Source organism: Bacillus sp. AP8, from assembly GCF_000321185.1.
In the GTDB taxonomy this organism is placed as follows: Bacteria; Bacillota; Bacilli; order Bacillales; family DSM-1321; genus Bacillus_AD; species Bacillus_AD massilioanorexius.
Map to the genome: position 1 here is coordinate 13,503 of NZ_CAPG01000061.1, position 17,086 is coordinate 30,588.

The window sequence follows — 17,086 nt, forward strand, 5'->3', positions numbered from 1 at the left end:
TATTCGGGTGATGACAGGCACCTTTCCCAATTAACATAAAAAAAAGAGTTGAAAAGGATAATTTCTAAACCCTTTTCAACTCTCTTGTTCTACTTTTATTTGGACAAGTGTTCTATTTTGCAAGATTTTTGTTCACTCTTTTAAAATTAAGGCGAACAAGGAGCCTACCCTGAGGTAGGTGTCCTTAAATTATTTTGTAGCTACTACTTTAACATCAACTTTATGAGCATTTGAAGCCACGTCTTTAATGTTAATGTTAGCAGGAGTTGGATCTAACAATGTCTTAACAGAAATCTCTTTTGTTAAGTCAAGTGTAGCTGTTGCAAGATCAATTACAATCTTGTTAGCAAAACCAGTTACATTTGTAGCTGTTAGGTCAGCATCAGCTACAGTCTTCGCTGTAGTACCTTCATAAATAGCAAACTCAAGTCCAGCAGCTACACCAGCAAGAGGTGCGATAGCTTCACTATAAGTTAACTCAATAGTGTTATTGTCTAATACACGTGCAGATTGTAAAACAGGAGCTACGTTATCAACAATTGCACTTGTAGTTGTAACAGGCTTAATTGTTTTGTTAGATAAAGATTTTACATTGTTAATTGTAAACACTGCAGTTGTATCGCTAATAGCAATTGACTCATCAGCTAGTTTAATTGTCGCAACTTTTTGAGTTGAATCTAAAGTAATAGTTGTACCAGCAGGTAGTGGTTTACCATTGATTGAATAGTTATTTAAATCTGTTGCAGAACCACTTACAGCTCCACCTTTTACTGCTTCCGGATACGTTACTGTAATAACATTTCCAGTTTCAGTTACTTCACCATTCGTTAAGTCGCTGTCGCCATCAACAAAATCAAAAGTATCTACTGATGTTGTTGTACCAAAATCAACAGTACCTGCAAATGAATTAGATTTGTTTGCTACTAATGCTAAATCAGTTGCAGCACCTGATGCGATTTGGAAGCTATGCGTTCCAGTTAAAGCAACATCTGTAATATCAATAACTGCTTCTTTTCCAGAAACAGTAACTGGAGCACCAGTCAAGATACCTGATTTCAATACTCCGTTAGAATCAACAATTGTAAATTTACTTAAATCTAAAGAGTTATTAATAACTTCATCAAAAGATACTTTAAGTTCAGTAACTAGTTTTGTTGTCGCATCTTTTTTAAATGTTATGCCAGTAACAGTTGGTGCAGTTACATCTTTATTAAGTGTTACTGCTTTAGTTGTTGCAGCCAATTGATTACCCAGAGCATCATCTACTGACTTGTCTGCAAATACTACAGTTAAATTACGTGTAGTTTTATTTTTATATAAATCACTTACTTCTGATTTTGTCTTATCAAGAGTAATTACAAACTTTGTACCAGTAGTATCACCAGTTAATGCAGCAAAGTTTGAAACAGTTACATCAGCTAAAAGTTCGTCTTTAACAGTTACATCACCTGTAGCAACTGTAGATGCATTGATTTTTTTGTCAAATGTTACAAGAAGTTGATAATCACCATGTGCAGTAACTGATGAAACTACTGGTGCATCAGCATCTTTTTTAACAGTAAATGTAGTAGTTGCTAATGATGTTACATTGTTTGCAGTGTCAGTTAAATTTACAATTTCTAATGTATGTGTTTTAGTTGCATCTAAGTTTAGTCCAGTAAGATTTAAAGATTCAACAGGAGATGTAATAGTTCCTACAGACTGACCGTTAACTTTAATAATACCAGATTTAACAGGCTCAGAGAAGTTAACAGTTGCAGTTGTTGCAGTTGTGTCTTTTGTTACTGAATCAACAGAAACAATTGAAGCTTTAGTAGTGTCTTCTACTTTTACAACTGTAGAGAATAACGGAAATTCTTTAGTAGGCTCTGATTTTAACGTAACACCTTTAACTGTTACTGCTACTGAAGACGCAGTAGTATAAGGATCTGTTAAAGTTAACTTAACTGATTTTCCATCTTCTTGAACTTCTGCAGAAGCTACTGTATTTGTATCATTTAAAACATAGTTAGTTTTTGTTTCTGCTGTAGCAACATCTACATCTTTATTAAATGTAACAACAAGTTGTTTAGCGTTAATCGCACTTACACTTACTACTTTTGCCACAGTTGCGTCTACTTTAAACGCTTTAGCAGCTACAGCTTTACCTGATTTGTAAGCAGCTGTTACTACTACGCTTTGTTCGTTTTCAGTTTGTGCAACTTTAGCAACAGTTAATTCAACTGTCTTTTTATCTTCTGATAATTTAGCTTCTGTTGCAGTTACAGCAGTAGCTTCTTTACCGTCGATTGCTTGAGTTAATTTGAAATCTGCAGCTTTTACTGACTCAAGAGCATTGTCAAGAGTTACAGTTACTTTTCCATCTTCTGCTTTAACTTCTGTTACAGCAGCTTTTGGAGTTGCTTGATCTGCAGCAAATAAGAATTTAGCGAAATCTCCACGTTTAGCGTTAGCAGTAGTTCCGAAAGTTGTTTTAGAAGTACCACTTGTTACGCCATTTTCTACTAATGCAGAAACATAAGGAGCGTAGTTAGTGTTTACGTCTGTGAAGTCAACTTTTCCAGATCCTTCAAGACCGAAACCTTTTGCGATCCAGATAGCTAATTCACCACGAGTGATTTGAGCATCAGGATTGAAAGTAGTTGCTGTTTTACCACTTGTAATACCAGCAGCTTTTAATGCATTTGCATATGGAGCAACACGAGTATTAACATCTGTAAAACCAGCATCTGGTGCACCTTTAGTATCTAATCCTAATACTTGTGCAAGGAATGCAGCTGCATCACCACGTTTGATGTTATCGCTAACACCAAATGTAGTTTCAGAAGTACCTTTGATCCCTTTAGAAACTACGAAATCAACAGCTTCTTTGTAATTTTTTGTTACATCTGTAAATTTGCTTGAATCTGCTTCAGCAGCAGAAGCTAATGGAGCAACAGCACCTGCAACTAAAGTTGCAGTAGCAGCAGTTGCTACGAACTTGCGGTAAGACTTTGGTTGGTAAGCCATGGAATAAATCCTCCCCGTTTTGTAAAAATTTTTTCTTTAATTCTATTAATTAAAAATAAACAGAATCTTATGTAGCTTAAAATCCTATTAACCTATTCAAATAAAACCTAGTTAAATGGGAAAATAGCAGATTAAACCTCTTTATTTATTCTACCAAATGAACCATAATTTTCAACTATTTTTTACATATTTCTTCACATAGAAGAATATTATAGAAATTTTACAGAATAAACAGGTTGAGCTTCCTTTATTTTCATAAATAGACGCACTTCATCATTATACACAGTAACCTCTTTAATTGGAATATTTTTTATAAAAAATCTTATTTTGGATTCTCTTATAAATAAATCCAACTAAGGTGAAGTTTTCATGCAACTGTTCCAATATAGCACCCTATAAATAAAAACACAAAAAAAAGACCTCAGAATCATCTGAGATCATGGATTGATAAGAGATTTATATCGTTCTTCTACGCTTTTCGCTAGCTGCTCTAAAGAGAAATGCGAAGTGGCATGCTTGTACAATGCTTCTCCTTTGCTACTTAGTACATTCTTTTGTTGGTCTTTATAAGCTTCTGCAATGGCTGTTGCAAATTGCTCTGCATTATTTGTTGGTACGACCCAGCCATATTGCTCTGAGGAAAGCAACTGCTTCACTCCGCCGACATCTGTTGAGATAAGTGGTAGCTTTTCATTTGCCGCTTCTAATAATGCCAATGGAAAGCTTTCACTATGTGAGGCTAATAAGGCAATATGTGAATCACTATAAATGTCACTTACATCTTTTCTGAACCCAAGAAAGTGAACCTGATTTCCAAGATGGAAATCGTCAACCATCGCGACAATTTCTTCTTTAATCGGACCATCTCCAACTAAAACTAAATGAATATGAGGATTATTGATTTGCTTCAATGCTCGAAGAACAATATCATGTCCTTTAACTGGATGTAAACGCGCTACCATTGTCATGATGAAATCTTTATCATTTAGGCCAAGTTCTTGTTGTAGCTTTCCATTTTTCTCTAACGGCTCTAAAAAATGAATACCATTATAAATCGTGAAAATTTTCTCCGCTGGAATTCCAAATTCAATAAGATTTTCTTTAAAACGTTCTGAAACAGCAAAGAAATAATCGATTTGTTTTATCGCATGTAAGTTAAGCTTGGTAAAAAGCTTCCCTTTTATGCCACCCTTCATAAAGTCCAGCTTCGGATCACTATGAATCGTTGTCACCCATAACGCTGAAATTTTCTTTTTAATGAAGGACATAAATAAATTGGCTCTTGGACCATGTGAATGCACAATATCGAATTCTTCCTTATTAATAAAATCTCGTAGCTTACGCAAAATGCTTATGTCATATCGTGACGATTGTTGAAACAATTCGACACGAATTCCCATTTCTCTCGCTTCCTGAGCTAGTGGACCTTCTTGAAAAACAGCCAGACAGACTGTATCTCGTGGGAATTGTTCGAGCAAGGTAGTAACATGCTTACGAGAGCCACCCGTTTCTCCTCCACTAATTACATGTAATACTTTCATTGTTTCCCTCCTATTAAAAAGACATTATTTGCCCATTGTTATTCGTTTCTTCTATATAATAAGGAAATCGGCTTATTCAACTTATTATGCATAAAAAAACAACCTTAATGAGATCATGACTCATTAAGGTTGCCATGTGTATGAACCCATTGTAGCAACTTACTTAGATCGGATTACTTTTATGAGAAACTTTGGTAAGGCAAGCTGACGTTTAAAACGACTTGGTTCCTTCATTAAACGGTATAGCCATTCTAAACCAAGCTTCCGATAAAATTCAGGTGCTCGTTTGACGTGACCGGCAAAGACATCGAAACTACCGCCAACTCCTTGAAAAACCTTCGCACTCACTTCGTTCATATGCTCACGAATCCATAGCTCTTGCTTTGGACTTCCCATGGCCACGAACAAAATATCCGCTTGCGCATCGTTTATCTTCTTCACAACTACTGCTGGATCTTGAACATACCCATTCTCATATCCAGAAATAATGATCTTCGGGTATTTTGCTTCGATATTTGCTTTTGCTTTGGCTACGACTTCTTCCTTTGCCCCGTACATAAACACACGATAGCCTTTTTCCGCCGCAGATTGAAGCAAACGATCCATCATATCCACACCTGTAACACGTGACGTGATATTGCCTTTTTTCAATTTAGACGCCAGTAAAATTCCTACTCCATCAGGAATTCCATACGTACTGTTATTGATTAAGTCTCGTAGCTGTTCATTTTTCTCAGCCGCCATCACTTTTTCAGGATTAACTGCGATGATCGTCGACTTTAAATTTTGCTGCATACGAATATCAATGTCCGTCAGTATATCTTCATAGCTTAATGGAGATACACCTATACCAAAATACGTTTCTTTTTGCATCATTCATCTTCCTATTATAGAAAAACCTACATCGGTCCTTCTTTATATTTTCAAGAAATAACATATCGTTGTTTTCTATATTGCTGTTGCTATAAAAAACTTTATTAATTGAACTAGTTGATAAAAAACTATTTGAATAGAGCGGAAGGTGCGAGACTCCTGCGGGAGCAGCGGGACAGGTGAGACCCCACAGACGCTTTGCGTCGAGGAGGCTCACCACCCGCCCCGCGGAAAGCGAGCATCCTGGAGCGGCAACTTATATTCAATTCTTGTTGATACGCAACAAAGTTTTCGAAAACATCCAAACATATAACCTTATTCATTCTAACTCGAATAAATAAAAGAAGGAAAAAACGTCACGGGTCCTTCATATGTTTTTTTACTCTTGAATAGCTTTTAAATTTTTCAAATTACCAATACGGTACACTGTGAAGCGATCTTCGTTGATTTTTGCACAGTTACGAGTATCGAATACGACTGGTGTTGCCATTTTATTTAATAAAAGCTCTTCATCAAATTGCTTAAATTCATTATGATCTACAAGAATGACAAGTAAGTTTGCTCCATCTACCGCTTGTTCTAAGCTTTGAAGTTGGAAGGAAACTTGTTCTTCTGTCACATGTGGATCATGGATACGTACGTCAAAGCGATCATTTTCTAAAAGCATATGTGCAATTTCAATTGCTGGGCTTTCACGAACATCGTCAATGTTTCCTTTGTATGTTAAACCGCAAACGGCAATTTTCGGTTGATCTAATTCAGACGTTAATCGTTTGATTTGCTCGATCACAAACTCAGGCATACTGTTATTGATACGACGTGATTCTGTAATTAATGGAGATTCTTCACGTGCTTTTTCAATAATGAAGTAAGGATCAACCGCTAAGCAGTGTCCACCTACTCCTGGACCTGGTAAATGGATATTTACACGTGGATGCTTGTTTGCTAATTCAATCACGTCATGTGCATTTACACCAAGACGAGCTGAGATTTTGGCTAATTCATTAGCAAGCGCAATGTTCACATCACGGAAAGTATTCTCCATTAGCTTAGACATTTCAGCTGTAACCGCTTCTGTTTCGATAACGTCACCCGTTACAATCGCACGATATACATCTCCAGCCTTCTTCGCTGCTTCAGGTGTTAAACCACCTACGATACGAGTATTCTCGATTAATTCTATTAAAATTCGACCTGGTAATACACGTTCTGGGCAATGTGCCACATATACGTCATTGTAAGGATCGAATCCAGCTTCTTTAATAATTGGAGCAACTAAATCATCCATTGTTCTTGGTGGGATTGTTGATTCTACAATCACAATATTTCCTTTTTCTAAATAAGGAATAATCGCTTTTGTTGCTTCCGCTACATAATCGACATTGGCACTATGGTCTTCATGAATTGGAGTTGGAACAGAAATAATAAACACGTCTGCTTTTTCTGGTTCAACAGAAGCCTTCAAATGACCATTAGCCACAACTTCCTTCACTAATTCTGGTAAATCTATTTCTTCTATAGTAACTTTGCCTTCATTTAAAGATTCCACAACTTTACGATTTACATCTACACCTAGTACGTCATAGCCTGCACGTGCAAACACTGATGCAGTTGGTAAGCCAATATACCCTAACCCAATGACACAAATCTTTTTCATCGCTTAGTGACCTCACTTATCTATATAATGTTACATTCTTAACAAGTAAATTCCTAACTCACATAGTATATCAAAATATGTTCTCTTCTGCATTAATAACATTAGTATAGCTCATTCTAATAAGAAAAGCTGATGCGGCTCGTTTAACTCCGACAAGCATAAGACGAGCTGGCTTGAAGGCGCTCTTTGCCTTCTGGACTGGTTGACTTATGCTCTAGGAGTTAGCCGCTGAAGCTAGACAACGCAGACAAATCTGACAGGTAAAAGGTCAGACAAAGCAAGTTGATGCGGCTCAAGTATGGAACAACAACTAAAATCGCTACTGCCTTTGACAACGCCCTTGTTGACTTACATTCCATAGACTTCCACCAGCATAAGTCGATCAAGCACGAAAGCCAGACATAATGTTGAATATTATTATATACTTACGGAACTTTTAAGAAAAATCGTTACTTGCCTGTTTCTTCATCTGAGTTCAAAAATATACCCTTTCTCCCTATCATTTAAACTAATTGCATTGAGAAACATAGGGGGTAATGTTAAAATATATGAGGGTTTTTGTCTAGAAATATACCTTTTTGTAAATATACGTATTACTACTCAATGTTCTTCCCACCGTATGTGGGTGTGCATTGCCCGTTTTGGCGGGAAAATAAGGAGGAAACATTAGTTTGAAAATTGTCATCTCAGGTTTTTATGGTTTAGGAAATACGGGAGATGAAGCGATTCTCGAAAGTATTGTCGACAATTTACGAGATTCCCTTGATCATCCTGATATAACAGTCTTTTCATTATCGCCAGAAGCAACAGCAAAAGAGCATAATGTAAAAACAGTCTATCGCGGTTGGAGACATGACAATAAAGGAAAAATCAAAGCATTAAAGGATGCTGATTTATTAATTAGTGGTGGAGGCGGCTTATTACAGGATGCTTACCCAACTAAGTTCTTATTCGGCCCACTTCCTTATTACCTTCTGATTGTCCTATTAGCTAAGCTATGTGGCACAAAGGTTATGTTCTTCTCACAAGGTATTGGTCCTGTTACATCCACTTGGGGAAAAATCTTAATGAAGCTGTCTAATTTAGCAGATTTCATTACGGTTCGTGATCAGTTCTCAAAAGACTATCTTCATAAGCTTGGTATCAAGCGTCCAGAAACGGTTGTTACTTCTGACATCGTGTTTGCCTTTAAAAAGAAAGAAGATCATGCTTGCATGGACTCTTTAGATTTAAAAGAACATCAAAAGCTAGTAGCTGTATCGATGCGCCCATGGTTCGAGCATACACTGCAATTCGAACAAACCGCTCAAATTTTGGATGCTTTAATTGAAGAAAAGAATGTGACACCTGTTTTCGTACCAATGGAAGGACATCACGATACGAACGCAAGCCAACAGGTTATGAAACATATGAAGCATGCCGATCAATGCGTCATGCTAGGTGAAAAATTCACACCAAATCAATATTTAAATTTTATCAGTCAATGTGATTTAACAATCGGTATGAGATTACACGCCCTTATCTTCTCTACATTAAGTGGTGTTCCACATATCGGTTTAAGCTATGACAAAAAAGTGGAAAGCTTATTAAAGCGTAGTGGTATGTGGAAATATTCAGCTGACTTGATGAATATCAATCCTGAAACATTAACAGAAAATGCGCTTATGATGCTAGATGACCGCGAGAAATTCGCCAATATCGTTAAAGAAAATGCCGAAATCATGCGTAAAGAAGCTGTACGAAATGTAGACCTATTAAAGGAGCATTTCGGAAAATAGAAAAGCGTAAGCGCCTTGGTCCGCTCGAGGTCATCACTTACCAGTCATGACTTTGACAAGATACTCGAAGATGTCTTTCGAGGCAGAAAACTGGCTGAGGCGCTGAAGCTAGACAATACAAATGTAAAGTTTGAACGATCATTTTTTATACAAAAGATTGTAATGTAAAGTCTGGAGGAGACTGGAATGAAAGTACTAATTGCAACTGCATATGACTACCCGCATGCTGGTGGTTTATCCGTTCACGTTGATACATTAAAAGCTGGTTTAGAATCATTAGGTCATGAGGTAGACGTATTATCTTTCTCTGATGTTTCTCCCGTTTCTCGTAAAATCCTTGCACAAGGACCAAGCTATATTTTAAACAAAATTAAAAAAGGAAAAGGAATCATTTGGAGTCATAAAATGCGCCAACGTTTCCTTCGTGTCCTTATTGAAAACAATAAAAGTAAAAATTACGATATCATCCATGCACAGGATCCTTTTACAACGTTAGCTGCTCTTGAAAGTGGCATTCCAACGGTTTCAACTGTACATGGCTACATGGCCTTTGAATCGATTTCTAAAGGTTCCATGGATGAAGGTAGTGCAGAAGCTAAAATCATGCAAGATGTAGAAATTCAAGCATATCGTGGGACTCGTGAGGTTATTACCGTTGATACTCGCTTAAAAGAATATGTGAAAGAATTATCTGGTGTAGAAGGTACAGCCATTCGCAATTTCATTGATATCCATTCTTTCAAGCCTAATAAAGGAAAGAAAAAGGAATTACGAGCTAAATACGGCATTGATGTGGATAGCGAGGTTTTATTCTGCCCACGTCGTTTAACGAAGAAAAACGGTGTTATCTACCCTGCTTTAGCTCTACCAAAAGTTTTAAAAGAGTTTCCTAATACTCATTTAATTTATGCTGGTAGTGGAGAAGCATTAAGTGAAATTAAAGAGATTGTCGCTCGTGAAGGCATGGAGAAAAACGTTACTCTATTAGGTGCTGTTCCTCATGCAGTCGTACGTGATTATTACGATTTAAGTGATGTTGCCCTTGTTCCAAGCGTTCACTCTGCTGGTGTTGAAGAAGCTACTTCGATTTCCGCTCTTGAGGCAATGGGCTCTGGTTCCCCTCTAATCGCTTGTGCAGTAGGTGGATTAAAGGAAATCGTTAATAGTGGAGTAGATGGTATTCTAGTAGAAGAGAAAAACGTTGAAGAGCTTTCAGATGCAATTCTTACTTTATTACGTGACCCAGAAGCTGGTGTTGAAATGGCTGCTAAGGCTCGCGCCAAAATCGAAGAAGAATATTCTCATATTGCTGCAGCTAAAAAATATTTAGAAATCTATGAGAGAGCTTTAAAGAAATAAGGAGCTTTCCTATTTCTGAAAATATCTTGCTTATTCTATGTAAAGTCGTATCATTACAGCCAGCCATCATTTGGTGCCTGGCTTTTTATTCTTTTGAATGAAAGAAAGATTCATTCATCATTCGGGGAGTGACAGATTCATGTCGACGTTGAAAAAGACAGCACTCTGGATTACGTTGTTAGCTCTGTTTTTAAAGCTATCAGGCTTAATTAGAGAAAAAATCGTTTCTTATCAATTTGGAGTTAGTGCTGAAACCGATGGTTATATATACGCCTTTTCTCTTGTAACACTAGTCGTTGCAATGATTTCTGGTGGTTTCAACAACGTATTCCTACCTATGTTTTCAAAAATGAAAAAAGAGAATGCAGCAGAAGCCGACCGTAATGCAAATGGTATTATGAATGCTACTGTCATTCTATTTCTGATTATCTCAGTAGTAGGGATTTTTACTATCCCATACATACTACCGTTTATTACACCTGATAACATGCGTGCTGGTGCTGAAAGTGTTGCGATTAAAACCATGCAAGTTTTCTTCATTGCTATGGCAGCAATCGCGCTTAATGGAATATTAGAGTCCTATTTACAAGGGCGACGAATCTTCGTTCCTGCGCAAATTTCTAAAATACTAGCAACCTTAATGGGTGCGGTATTTGCTATTTTCTTTTCAGGACAATGGGGCATCTACAGTTTAGCCTACGGTTTTGTAATCGGGACCGTTCTTGGGATTATCATTCAATTTATCTATTTAAGAAAAGGTGGATTTCACTGGTCTCCTTCTCTTCAAGTAGATCATGACTTTCGTAAATCATTTCTTGTTTTAATCGTTCCTGCCTTATTAAATTCAGTCGTAGGACAAATTAACATGTTCGTAAACAAAACGTTTGCTCTTGGAACAACCGATGGCGGAGCTACCTATTTAGATAAAGCATCTTTATTAGTCAGTATCCCAAATACAATTTACGCAACAACGATTGTCGCGATTATTTTTACCCTATTATCTGAACAAGTAGATGATAAAAAGAAATTCCAAGATACGATGCATATGGGTATGCAAATATCACTTGTAACGTTACTACCTATTGCAGTTGGGCTATTTTTGGTTGGTAAAGAAGCAATTGCTTTCATCTACCAAGGTGGTAAATTTACTGCAGCCGATACGCATAATACGTATATCGCCATGGTCATGTATCTACCAATGATTGTCGCCCAAGGTTTACAATTCATTGTTTCTAAATCGATGTATGCGCGTGGTTTAACATCCGTCGTTTTCAAGATCAGTGCTACAACCGTTATCTTAAACTTTGTAATTAACTGGTTGATTGTTGATTCGCTTGGCTATAAAGGTCTAGCTGTAACAAGTTCACTTGTAGCCATCTATTTCCTAGTCGTTTCAACTATTGTCATGTATCGAGACTTTGACAAAAGTGAATCGAAACGTTTGCTCGGATTAATCGTACGCGTCATCCCACCAACTCTATTAATGGCTGTACCTGTCTATTTACTGAAAAATTTCACACCGCTGAAAGATTGGCCAGCCATCATTCAGCTCGTGCTATTCAGCGGACTAGGAGCCGCTATTTATGTAGTCGGATTAAAGATTTTCTATAAAGAAGCTTTCAATAAATTATTGTCCTTGGTTAGACGAAAGAAAGCTGCGTAATATAAACGAAGCTGCCACTTATATGTGGCAGCTTTTTTTAATCAAACGTTTGATTAATGACATTTCATATCCTAGGCGTTCTGTATGGAGTTTCTTCTTCCATATGATTGATATCGCTCAAAGACCCCTATTTTCACTCACAAAATAGCTGATTCCAACAAAAAAAGGAACCAAAGTCTTAAACTCTGATTCCTTCCATGCGTTCTTAAAGTCTTTACTTTCCAATAAACATCTGTGTCCAATAGTTACCGTTCGCAAAATGTCCCACACCAATATGCGTATAGTTTGAATTCAAGATATTTTTACGGTGTCCTTCGCTGTTCATCCAAGAATTCATAACCTGCTGTGGTGTTTGTTGTCCTCTTGCGATGTTTTCACCAGCTGCCCAAAATGTAATTCCGTATTTTTTCATCATGTCAAAAGGTGAACCATATGTTGGACTTGTATGACTAAAATATTTCTTGTTGTACATATCTTCGGATTTAAGTCTTGCCACTTTAGATAAATTCGTGTCCAATGTTAATGGCTTCAATCCTGCTTTTGCTCGTTCTTCATTCACTAATGCTGCCACTTGTTTTTCAAAATCACTGATTACTGTTTCCTCTGGAGTAGTTTCTCCCCCGCCTGTTTTCGCAGCAGCTAACATACGTGAAATGAAGGCAGCTGCATGCTCACGAGTAGCTGGATCATTTGGTTTAAATATGTAGCCATTTCCACTCTTATAGCCACTAATAATGCCGTGTCCAACCATTCTTGATACGGCTGCTTTTTGTGAAATTTGATTATTATCTAAGAAATTTAACTGACCTACTTTTTCTGGCACCTTCAAATAGTCCAATGATCGACTAATCATCATAGCCATTTGTTGACGTGTAATATACGAATTTGGATCAAAAGTATTATAAGATGTACCCATCACGATCTTCGCTTTGGCCGCTGCATTGATTCCAACTGCAAGCCCTGAACTTTTACTTACATCCTTAAAAACATGCTCTCCCTCTGGTAACTTTAAAGCACGATATAAAAACGTCGCAAATTCTCCACGTTTAACTTTGACAAAAGGTTTGTACGTGCCATCAGAGTAGCCAGTTATTACGCCCTGATTAATCATATTCTGCATTTCAGTGCTCAAGTTTTCTTTAGCAAAAGCTTGAGATACTGGTAATACAGACATAAATACTAGTAAACTCAATAAAACTGATACTATTTTCTTCATGTTATACCCCTTTATCTCGTTCAAACTAACATATGATTTCCATTTCAAAGCGAAGAGGAAACAAATTCGCTTGGATGAAATATCAAACATCAGTAAGAACCTGATTGTTTCAGCTAATCGATGAAATCCTTCATCGATTAAAGCTTCACTGTAAGTTGTAACCTCATAAGAATATAACATCAAAGAAAAGAAAGTTTAACTAGTTTTCGATAAATTGATTCTATTTATCTATTAATCAAACGTTTGATTAATTTCTAGAATAAACGTGATAAATTAGCCATTTCAATAGCTGATACAGCCGCATCATAGCCTTTGTTACCCGACTTTGTACCTGCACGTTCGATTGCCTGCTCAATGTTTTCTGTTGTGACTACTCCAAACATCACAGGAATCCCTGTTTCGAGCGATACAGAAGCAATTCCTTTTGCGGCTTCGTTGCATACATAATCATAATGAGTTGTAGAACCACGAATGACTGTACCCAAACAAATGATGGCATCATATTTCTTAGTATCAGCCATTTTTTTAGCGATAAACGGAAGCTCAAATGCTCCAGGAACCCATGCTACATCAATATCGTCTTCTGCAACACCATGTCGCTTTAATCCATCTAGCGCACCACCTAATAGTTTGCTAGTAATCAACTCATTAAATCTTCCTACAACAATCCCTACTTTTAAACCTGTTCCAATTAACTGTGCTTCAAATGTTGTGCTCATCTTCTTTCTCTCCTTTATGCTAATAAATGTCCCATTTTCATTTTCTTTGTTTCTAAGTAATACATGTTTTCTTTTACCGCAGCTACTTGAATAGGCACTCTCTCTACAACTTCAACATCGTACTCCCTCAATGCATCTATTTTTTCTGGATTATTCGTCATTAAGCGAACTTTCTTAATTCCTAACTCTTTTAAAATATGAGCACTCAATGTATAGTCTCTTAGTTCTGCTGGAAAACCTAATCTTTCATTAGCTTCTACTGTATCGTAGCCTTCTTCTTGCAGTTCATATGCACGTAGCTTATTGATTAAACCAATCCCTCTTCCTTCTTGTCTCATATATAAAACAACACCCGCTCCCTCATCTTCAATTTGCTTTAAAGCTCGTTGAAGCTGAACTCCGCAATCACAACGCTTCGAATGAAATACATCACCAGTCAGACATTCAGAATGGATACGAACTAAAACAGGTTCATCCTCCTTCCATTCTCCCTTCACTAGTGCGATGTGTTCATGATGATCTAACTTATTGGAATAACCGATCATATGAAAATCTCCGTATGAAGTTGGCAACTTAGCTTTTGCTTCTCTTTTTACAAAACTTTCATTCTGGTAACGATATTTGATTAAGTCCGCTATTGTTATAAGCTTTAATTGGTGCTGTTCTGCAAATACTTCTAAATCTGGCAAGCGAGCCATCGTTCCATCATCCTTCATAATTTCACAAATGACTGCAACGGGAGTTGAACCACAGATTTTTGCCAAATCAACCGCTGCCTCTGTATGACCCATTCTTTCTATAACACCATTCGGCTTTGCAATTAATGGAAAAACATGACCTGGTCTTCTAAAATCCTCTGAAACAGCATCACCATTTAATAGTTCCAGCACGGTATGAGATCTTTCATAGGCACTTATTCCTGTGTCTGTATCCTTGTGATCAATACTTACAGTAAAAGCCGTTTCGTGATTATCGGTATTTTTAGCAACCATCGGATGTAGATCTAATTTCTCTGCTATTTCATTGGTAAGTGGCACACAAATTAAACCACGTCCATATGTAGCCATAAAATTAATAACCTCAGGCGTTGCATGTTCAGCTAAGACAATTAAATCTCCTTCGTTTTCTCGGTCATCATCGTCTACAGCAATAATCATCTTCCCTGCTTTTAAATCTTCAATTGCTTCTTCTATTGTGTGAATCATATAGGACACCATCCTTTTTAAAATCCGTTTTGTCGTAAAAAATCTTCTGTTATTGTTTTTTTCTCTTGATTACCTTCCATGTTGTAAATGATGTATTTTCCGAGCATGTCATTCTCAACATTTACGATATCGCCTTCTTTTTTTCTACCAATTACCGTTTTCTCTACAGTATGAGGAATTAATGAAATCGTTATGATTTGATTCTGAACACCAAACAAAGTTAAGCTAGTCCCATCAATAGCAATGGAGCCCTTTGGAATACAAAATCTCCTTAATTCCTCGCTTATTTTAATATCATAGTAAATCGCATTTTCTTGTCTTCGCTTACGAATAATCGTTCCAATACCATCAACGTGACCTGAAACAATATGTCCGCCGAATCTCCCCGACGCACTCATGGCTCTTTCTAAATTTACGAATGACCCAACGCTCACATCGCGTATTGATGTAGCTTTTACCGTTTCAGGCATGACGTCTACTGTAAAGGAATCTTTCGTAAAAGAAGTCACTGTTAAACAAACACCATTAACGGCAATGCTATCTCCCAAATGAACATCTTCAACTATTTTTGACGAAAAAATAGTGAGTTGCATGCTTGTCTTAGCTCTACTAATAGCTTTTACCGTACCGATGTCTTCCACTATTCCAGTAAACATTCTTTCACCTTATTTCAAAATTGATGTCATTTTAATATCGTTACCAATCTGCTCAACATGTTCAAATTCAAGAGAAATGGCATCATTCATATTTGTAATCTGTAAATCTGTAAACATGCTTGGCGCATCTATGCCTCCAACAATTTTGGGAGCAATATATGTAACCAAACGATTTACTTTTCCTGATTTTAGAAAGCTAGAATGGATAGCTTGTCCACCCTCCACATAAAGAGAAGTTATACCTTTTTGTCCAAGTACTACTAACAATTCCTTAATATCAATTGTTGGCTGAGATAACTTGCATATTTGAACAGGCTTATTTTTAAAGGCTGCAACTTTCTCATCACTTACATCAGATCCTGTAAAAATCCATGTTGGGCTTTCTCCATCATTCACAAGCTTTTTATCAAGTGGCATTTTCAAATGCGTATCCAAAACGATTCGAATTGGCTGCCTTCCGTTATCACCATCTCGATTCGTCAAACTAGGATCATCCATCATAACGGTTTGTATACCTACTAAAATAGCATCATGTCTTCCTCGATCATTATGCACATCTTTTCTTGATAGCTCACTCGTAATCCATTTACTATGACCTGTTTTAGTAGCTGTTTTCCCATCTAAAGTAACCGCATGCTTCAAGGTTACATATGGTATGTGATGCTTCATATAATAAAAAAATGATTCGTTTAAACGTCTTGCTTCTTCTTCGCAAATCCCTGTTACAACTTCGATGCCAGCATTCTTTAGCCTTTGAATCCCTTTACCTGCGACTAAAGGATTCGAATCAGTCGATGCTATCACTACTTTCACAATTCCTGCTGAAATAACAGCATCCGCACATGGTGGCGTTTTTCCAAAATGACTACATGGCTCCAAAGTGACATAAATCGTTCCACCTCTAGCTCTTTCGCCAGCCATATTTAGCGCGTGAATCTCGGCATGGTGTTCTCCTGCTTTTAGATGGGAACCCAACCCGACAATTTCACCATTTTTCACAATCACTGCGCCGACAACGGGATTTGGAGATGTTTGTCCCTGCGAAGCTTCTGCAAGCTCTAAAGCGATCTTCATATAATACTCATCTTTCATCATCCACTCTCCTATTCATTTGAATTATGGGAGTTAATAAATTCTCCCCTAAACAAATAACCCCTTAGGCTATTCCTAAGGAGTTCGTTGGAGAATATAAACAGATGGCGTCAGCAAATAAACCTTTTGAAGACTATTTTTTCTTCATTAAGGCTTTTGACCATTTGTTTTACATCCTTCTCCATCCAGACTATACTGTCGGCTTTGGATTCTCACCAAATCCTACCTGTTAAGGCTCACGGGCTTAGATAGCTATTCATATATCATCACCGTCGATTGGGACTTTCACCCGACCCCGAAGGATAAAACTATTTTGTT

The 17,086-nt window shown here is 37.1% G+C and carries 11 protein-coding genes, 2 pseudogenes and 1 riboswitch; of the genes and pseudogenes, 3 read left to right on the forward strand and 10 right to left on the reverse strand.

Annotated features, from left to right (window positions below):
• Window positions 1-189 precede the first annotated feature (189 nt).
• The 4 genes from BN349_RS14925 to BN349_RS14940 all read right to left on the reverse strand — a co-directional run bounded on the left by BN349_RS14925 (window position 190) and on the right by BN349_RS14940 (window position 7,080).
• Window positions 190-3,009, reverse strand: coding sequence for an S-layer homology domain-containing protein (locus BN349_RS14925; RefSeq protein ID WP_019243132.1), 2,820 nt, complete (start codon window positions 3,007-3,009; stop codon window positions 190-192).
• A 437-nt stretch (window positions 3,010-3,446) separates the two neighbouring features.
• Entirely contained in the window at window positions 3,447-4,550 is a 1,104-nt protein-coding gene (locus BN349_RS14930) for a glycosyltransferase family 4 protein (RefSeq protein WP_019243133.1), read from the reverse strand.
• Window positions 4,551-4,709: 159 nt separating this feature from the next.
• Entirely contained in the window at window positions 4,710-5,423 is a 714-nt protein-coding gene (locus BN349_RS14935) for a WecB/TagA/CpsF family glycosyltransferase (RefSeq protein ID WP_019243134.1), read from the reverse strand.
• A gap of 379 nt (window positions 5,424-5,802) precedes the next feature.
• On the reverse strand, window positions 5,803-7,080 hold the full coding sequence (locus tag BN349_RS14940; protein WP_019243135.1) for a nucleotide sugar dehydrogenase: 1,278 nt from the start codon (window positions 7,078-7,080) through the stop codon (window positions 5,803-5,805).
• Between the two features lie 671 nt (window positions 7,081-7,751).
• Here BN349_RS14940 and csaB point away from each other — a divergent pair.
• The 3 genes from csaB (at window position 7,752) to murJ (ending at window position 11,880) form a co-directional block, all read left to right on the forward strand.
• On the forward strand, window positions 7,752-8,858 hold the full coding sequence (gene csaB / locus BN349_RS14945; RefSeq protein WP_019243136.1) for a polysaccharide pyruvyl transferase CsaB: 1,107 nt from the start codon (window positions 7,752-7,754) through the stop codon (window positions 8,856-8,858).
• 186 nt (window positions 8,859-9,044) lie between these two features.
• Complete coding sequence (locus BN349_RS14950) at window positions 9,045-10,217, forward strand: glycosyltransferase family 4 protein (protein ID WP_019243137.1); 1,173 nt, start codon at window positions 9,045-9,047, stop codon at window positions 10,215-10,217.
• 139 nt (window positions 10,218-10,356) lie between these two features.
• Window positions 10,357-11,880: a murein biosynthesis integral membrane protein MurJ gene (murJ, locus tag BN349_RS14955; RefSeq protein WP_019243138.1), complete on the forward strand. Its 1,524-nt coding sequence runs from the start codon at window positions 10,357-10,359 to the stop codon at window positions 11,878-11,880.
• Window positions 11,881-12,094: 214 nt separating this feature from the next.
• Here the strand turns inward: murJ and BN349_RS26775 are convergent.
• From BN349_RS26775 to ribD, 6 genes and pseudogenes are all read right to left on the reverse strand, one after another.
• A pseudogene (locus BN349_RS26775) lies at window positions 12,095-12,469 on the reverse strand (CAP domain-containing protein); the annotation flags it as partial.
• Window positions 12,470-12,553: 84 nt separating this feature from the next.
• Window positions 12,554-13,276: pseudogene (locus BN349_RS26780) on the reverse strand (S-layer homology domain-containing protein); the annotation flags it as partial.
• Between the two features lie 74 nt (window positions 13,277-13,350).
• Complete coding sequence (gene ribH, locus BN349_RS14965) at window positions 13,351-13,815, reverse strand: 6,7-dimethyl-8-ribityllumazine synthase (protein ID WP_019243140.1); 465 nt, start codon at window positions 13,813-13,815, stop codon at window positions 13,351-13,353.
• 14 nt (window positions 13,816-13,829) lie between these two features.
• The gene (locus tag BN349_RS14970) at window positions 13,830-15,020 is read right to left on the reverse strand and encodes a bifunctional 3,4-dihydroxy-2-butanone-4-phosphate synthase/GTP cyclohydrolase II (RefSeq protein ID WP_019243141.1); all 1,191 of its coding nucleotides are present in this window, start codon (window positions 15,018-15,020) and stop codon (window positions 13,830-13,832) included.
• Window positions 15,021-15,037: 17 nt separating this feature from the next.
• Window positions 15,038-15,676 carry a riboflavin synthase gene (ribE, locus tag BN349_RS26130; protein WP_019243142.1) on the reverse strand — a complete coding sequence of 213 codons (639 nt, stop codon included), beginning with the start codon at window positions 15,674-15,676 and terminating at the stop codon, window positions 15,038-15,040.
• 9 nt (window positions 15,677-15,685) lie between these two features.
• Window positions 15,686-16,768, reverse strand: a complete 1,083-nt coding sequence (ribD, locus tag BN349_RS26135) for a bifunctional diaminohydroxyphosphoribosylaminopyrimidine deaminase/5-amino-6-(5-phosphoribosylamino)uracil reductase RibD (RefSeq protein ID WP_019243143.1) — start codon at window positions 16,766-16,768, stop codon at window positions 15,686-15,688.
• A gap of 170 nt (window positions 16,769-16,938) precedes the next feature.
• Window positions 16,939-17,075, reverse strand: a riboswitch (FMN riboswitch).
• Window positions 17,076-17,086: the final 11 nt, after the last annotated feature.

What these genes read in the sequence shown, in the direction of transcription:
- BN349_RS14930 (WP_019243133.1), bottom strand. Translation starts at nt 4,550, where the DNA reads ATGAAAGTATTACATGTAATTAGTGGAGGAGAAACGGGTGGCTCTCGT.
- BN349_RS14935 (WP_019243134.1), bottom strand. Translation starts at nt 5,423, where the DNA reads ATGCAAAAAGAAACGTATTTTGGTATAGGTGTATCTCCATTAAGCTAT.
- BN349_RS14950 (WP_019243137.1), top strand. Translation starts at nt 9,045, where the DNA reads ATGAAAGTACTAATTGCAACTGCATATGACTACCCGCATGCTGGTGGT.
- murJ (WP_019243138.1), top strand. Translation starts at nt 10,357, where the DNA reads ATGTCGACGTTGAAAAAGACAGCACTCTGGATTACGTTGTTAGCTCTG.
- BN349_RS14925 (WP_019243132.1), bottom strand. Translation starts at nt 3,009, where the DNA reads ATGGCTTACCAACCAAAGTCTTACCGCAAGTTCGTAGCAACTGCTGCT.
- BN349_RS14970 (WP_019243141.1), bottom strand. Translation starts at nt 15,020, where the DNA reads ATGATTCACACAATAGAAGAAGCAATTGAAGATTTAAAAGCAGGGAAG.
- ribD (WP_019243143.1), bottom strand. Translation starts at nt 16,768, where the DNA reads ATGAAAGATGAGTATTATATGAAGATCGCTTTAGAGCTTGCAGAAGCT.
- BN349_RS14940 (WP_019243135.1), bottom strand. Translation starts at nt 7,080, where the DNA reads ATGAAAAAGATTTGTGTCATTGGGTTAGGGTATATTGGCTTACCAACT.
- ribE (WP_019243142.1), bottom strand. Translation starts at nt 15,676, where the DNA reads ATGTTTACTGGAATAGTGGAAGACATCGGTACGGTAAAAGCTATTAGT.
- ribH (WP_019243140.1), bottom strand. Translation starts at nt 13,815, where the DNA reads ATGAGCACAACATTTGAAGCACAGTTAATTGGAACAGGTTTAAAAGTA.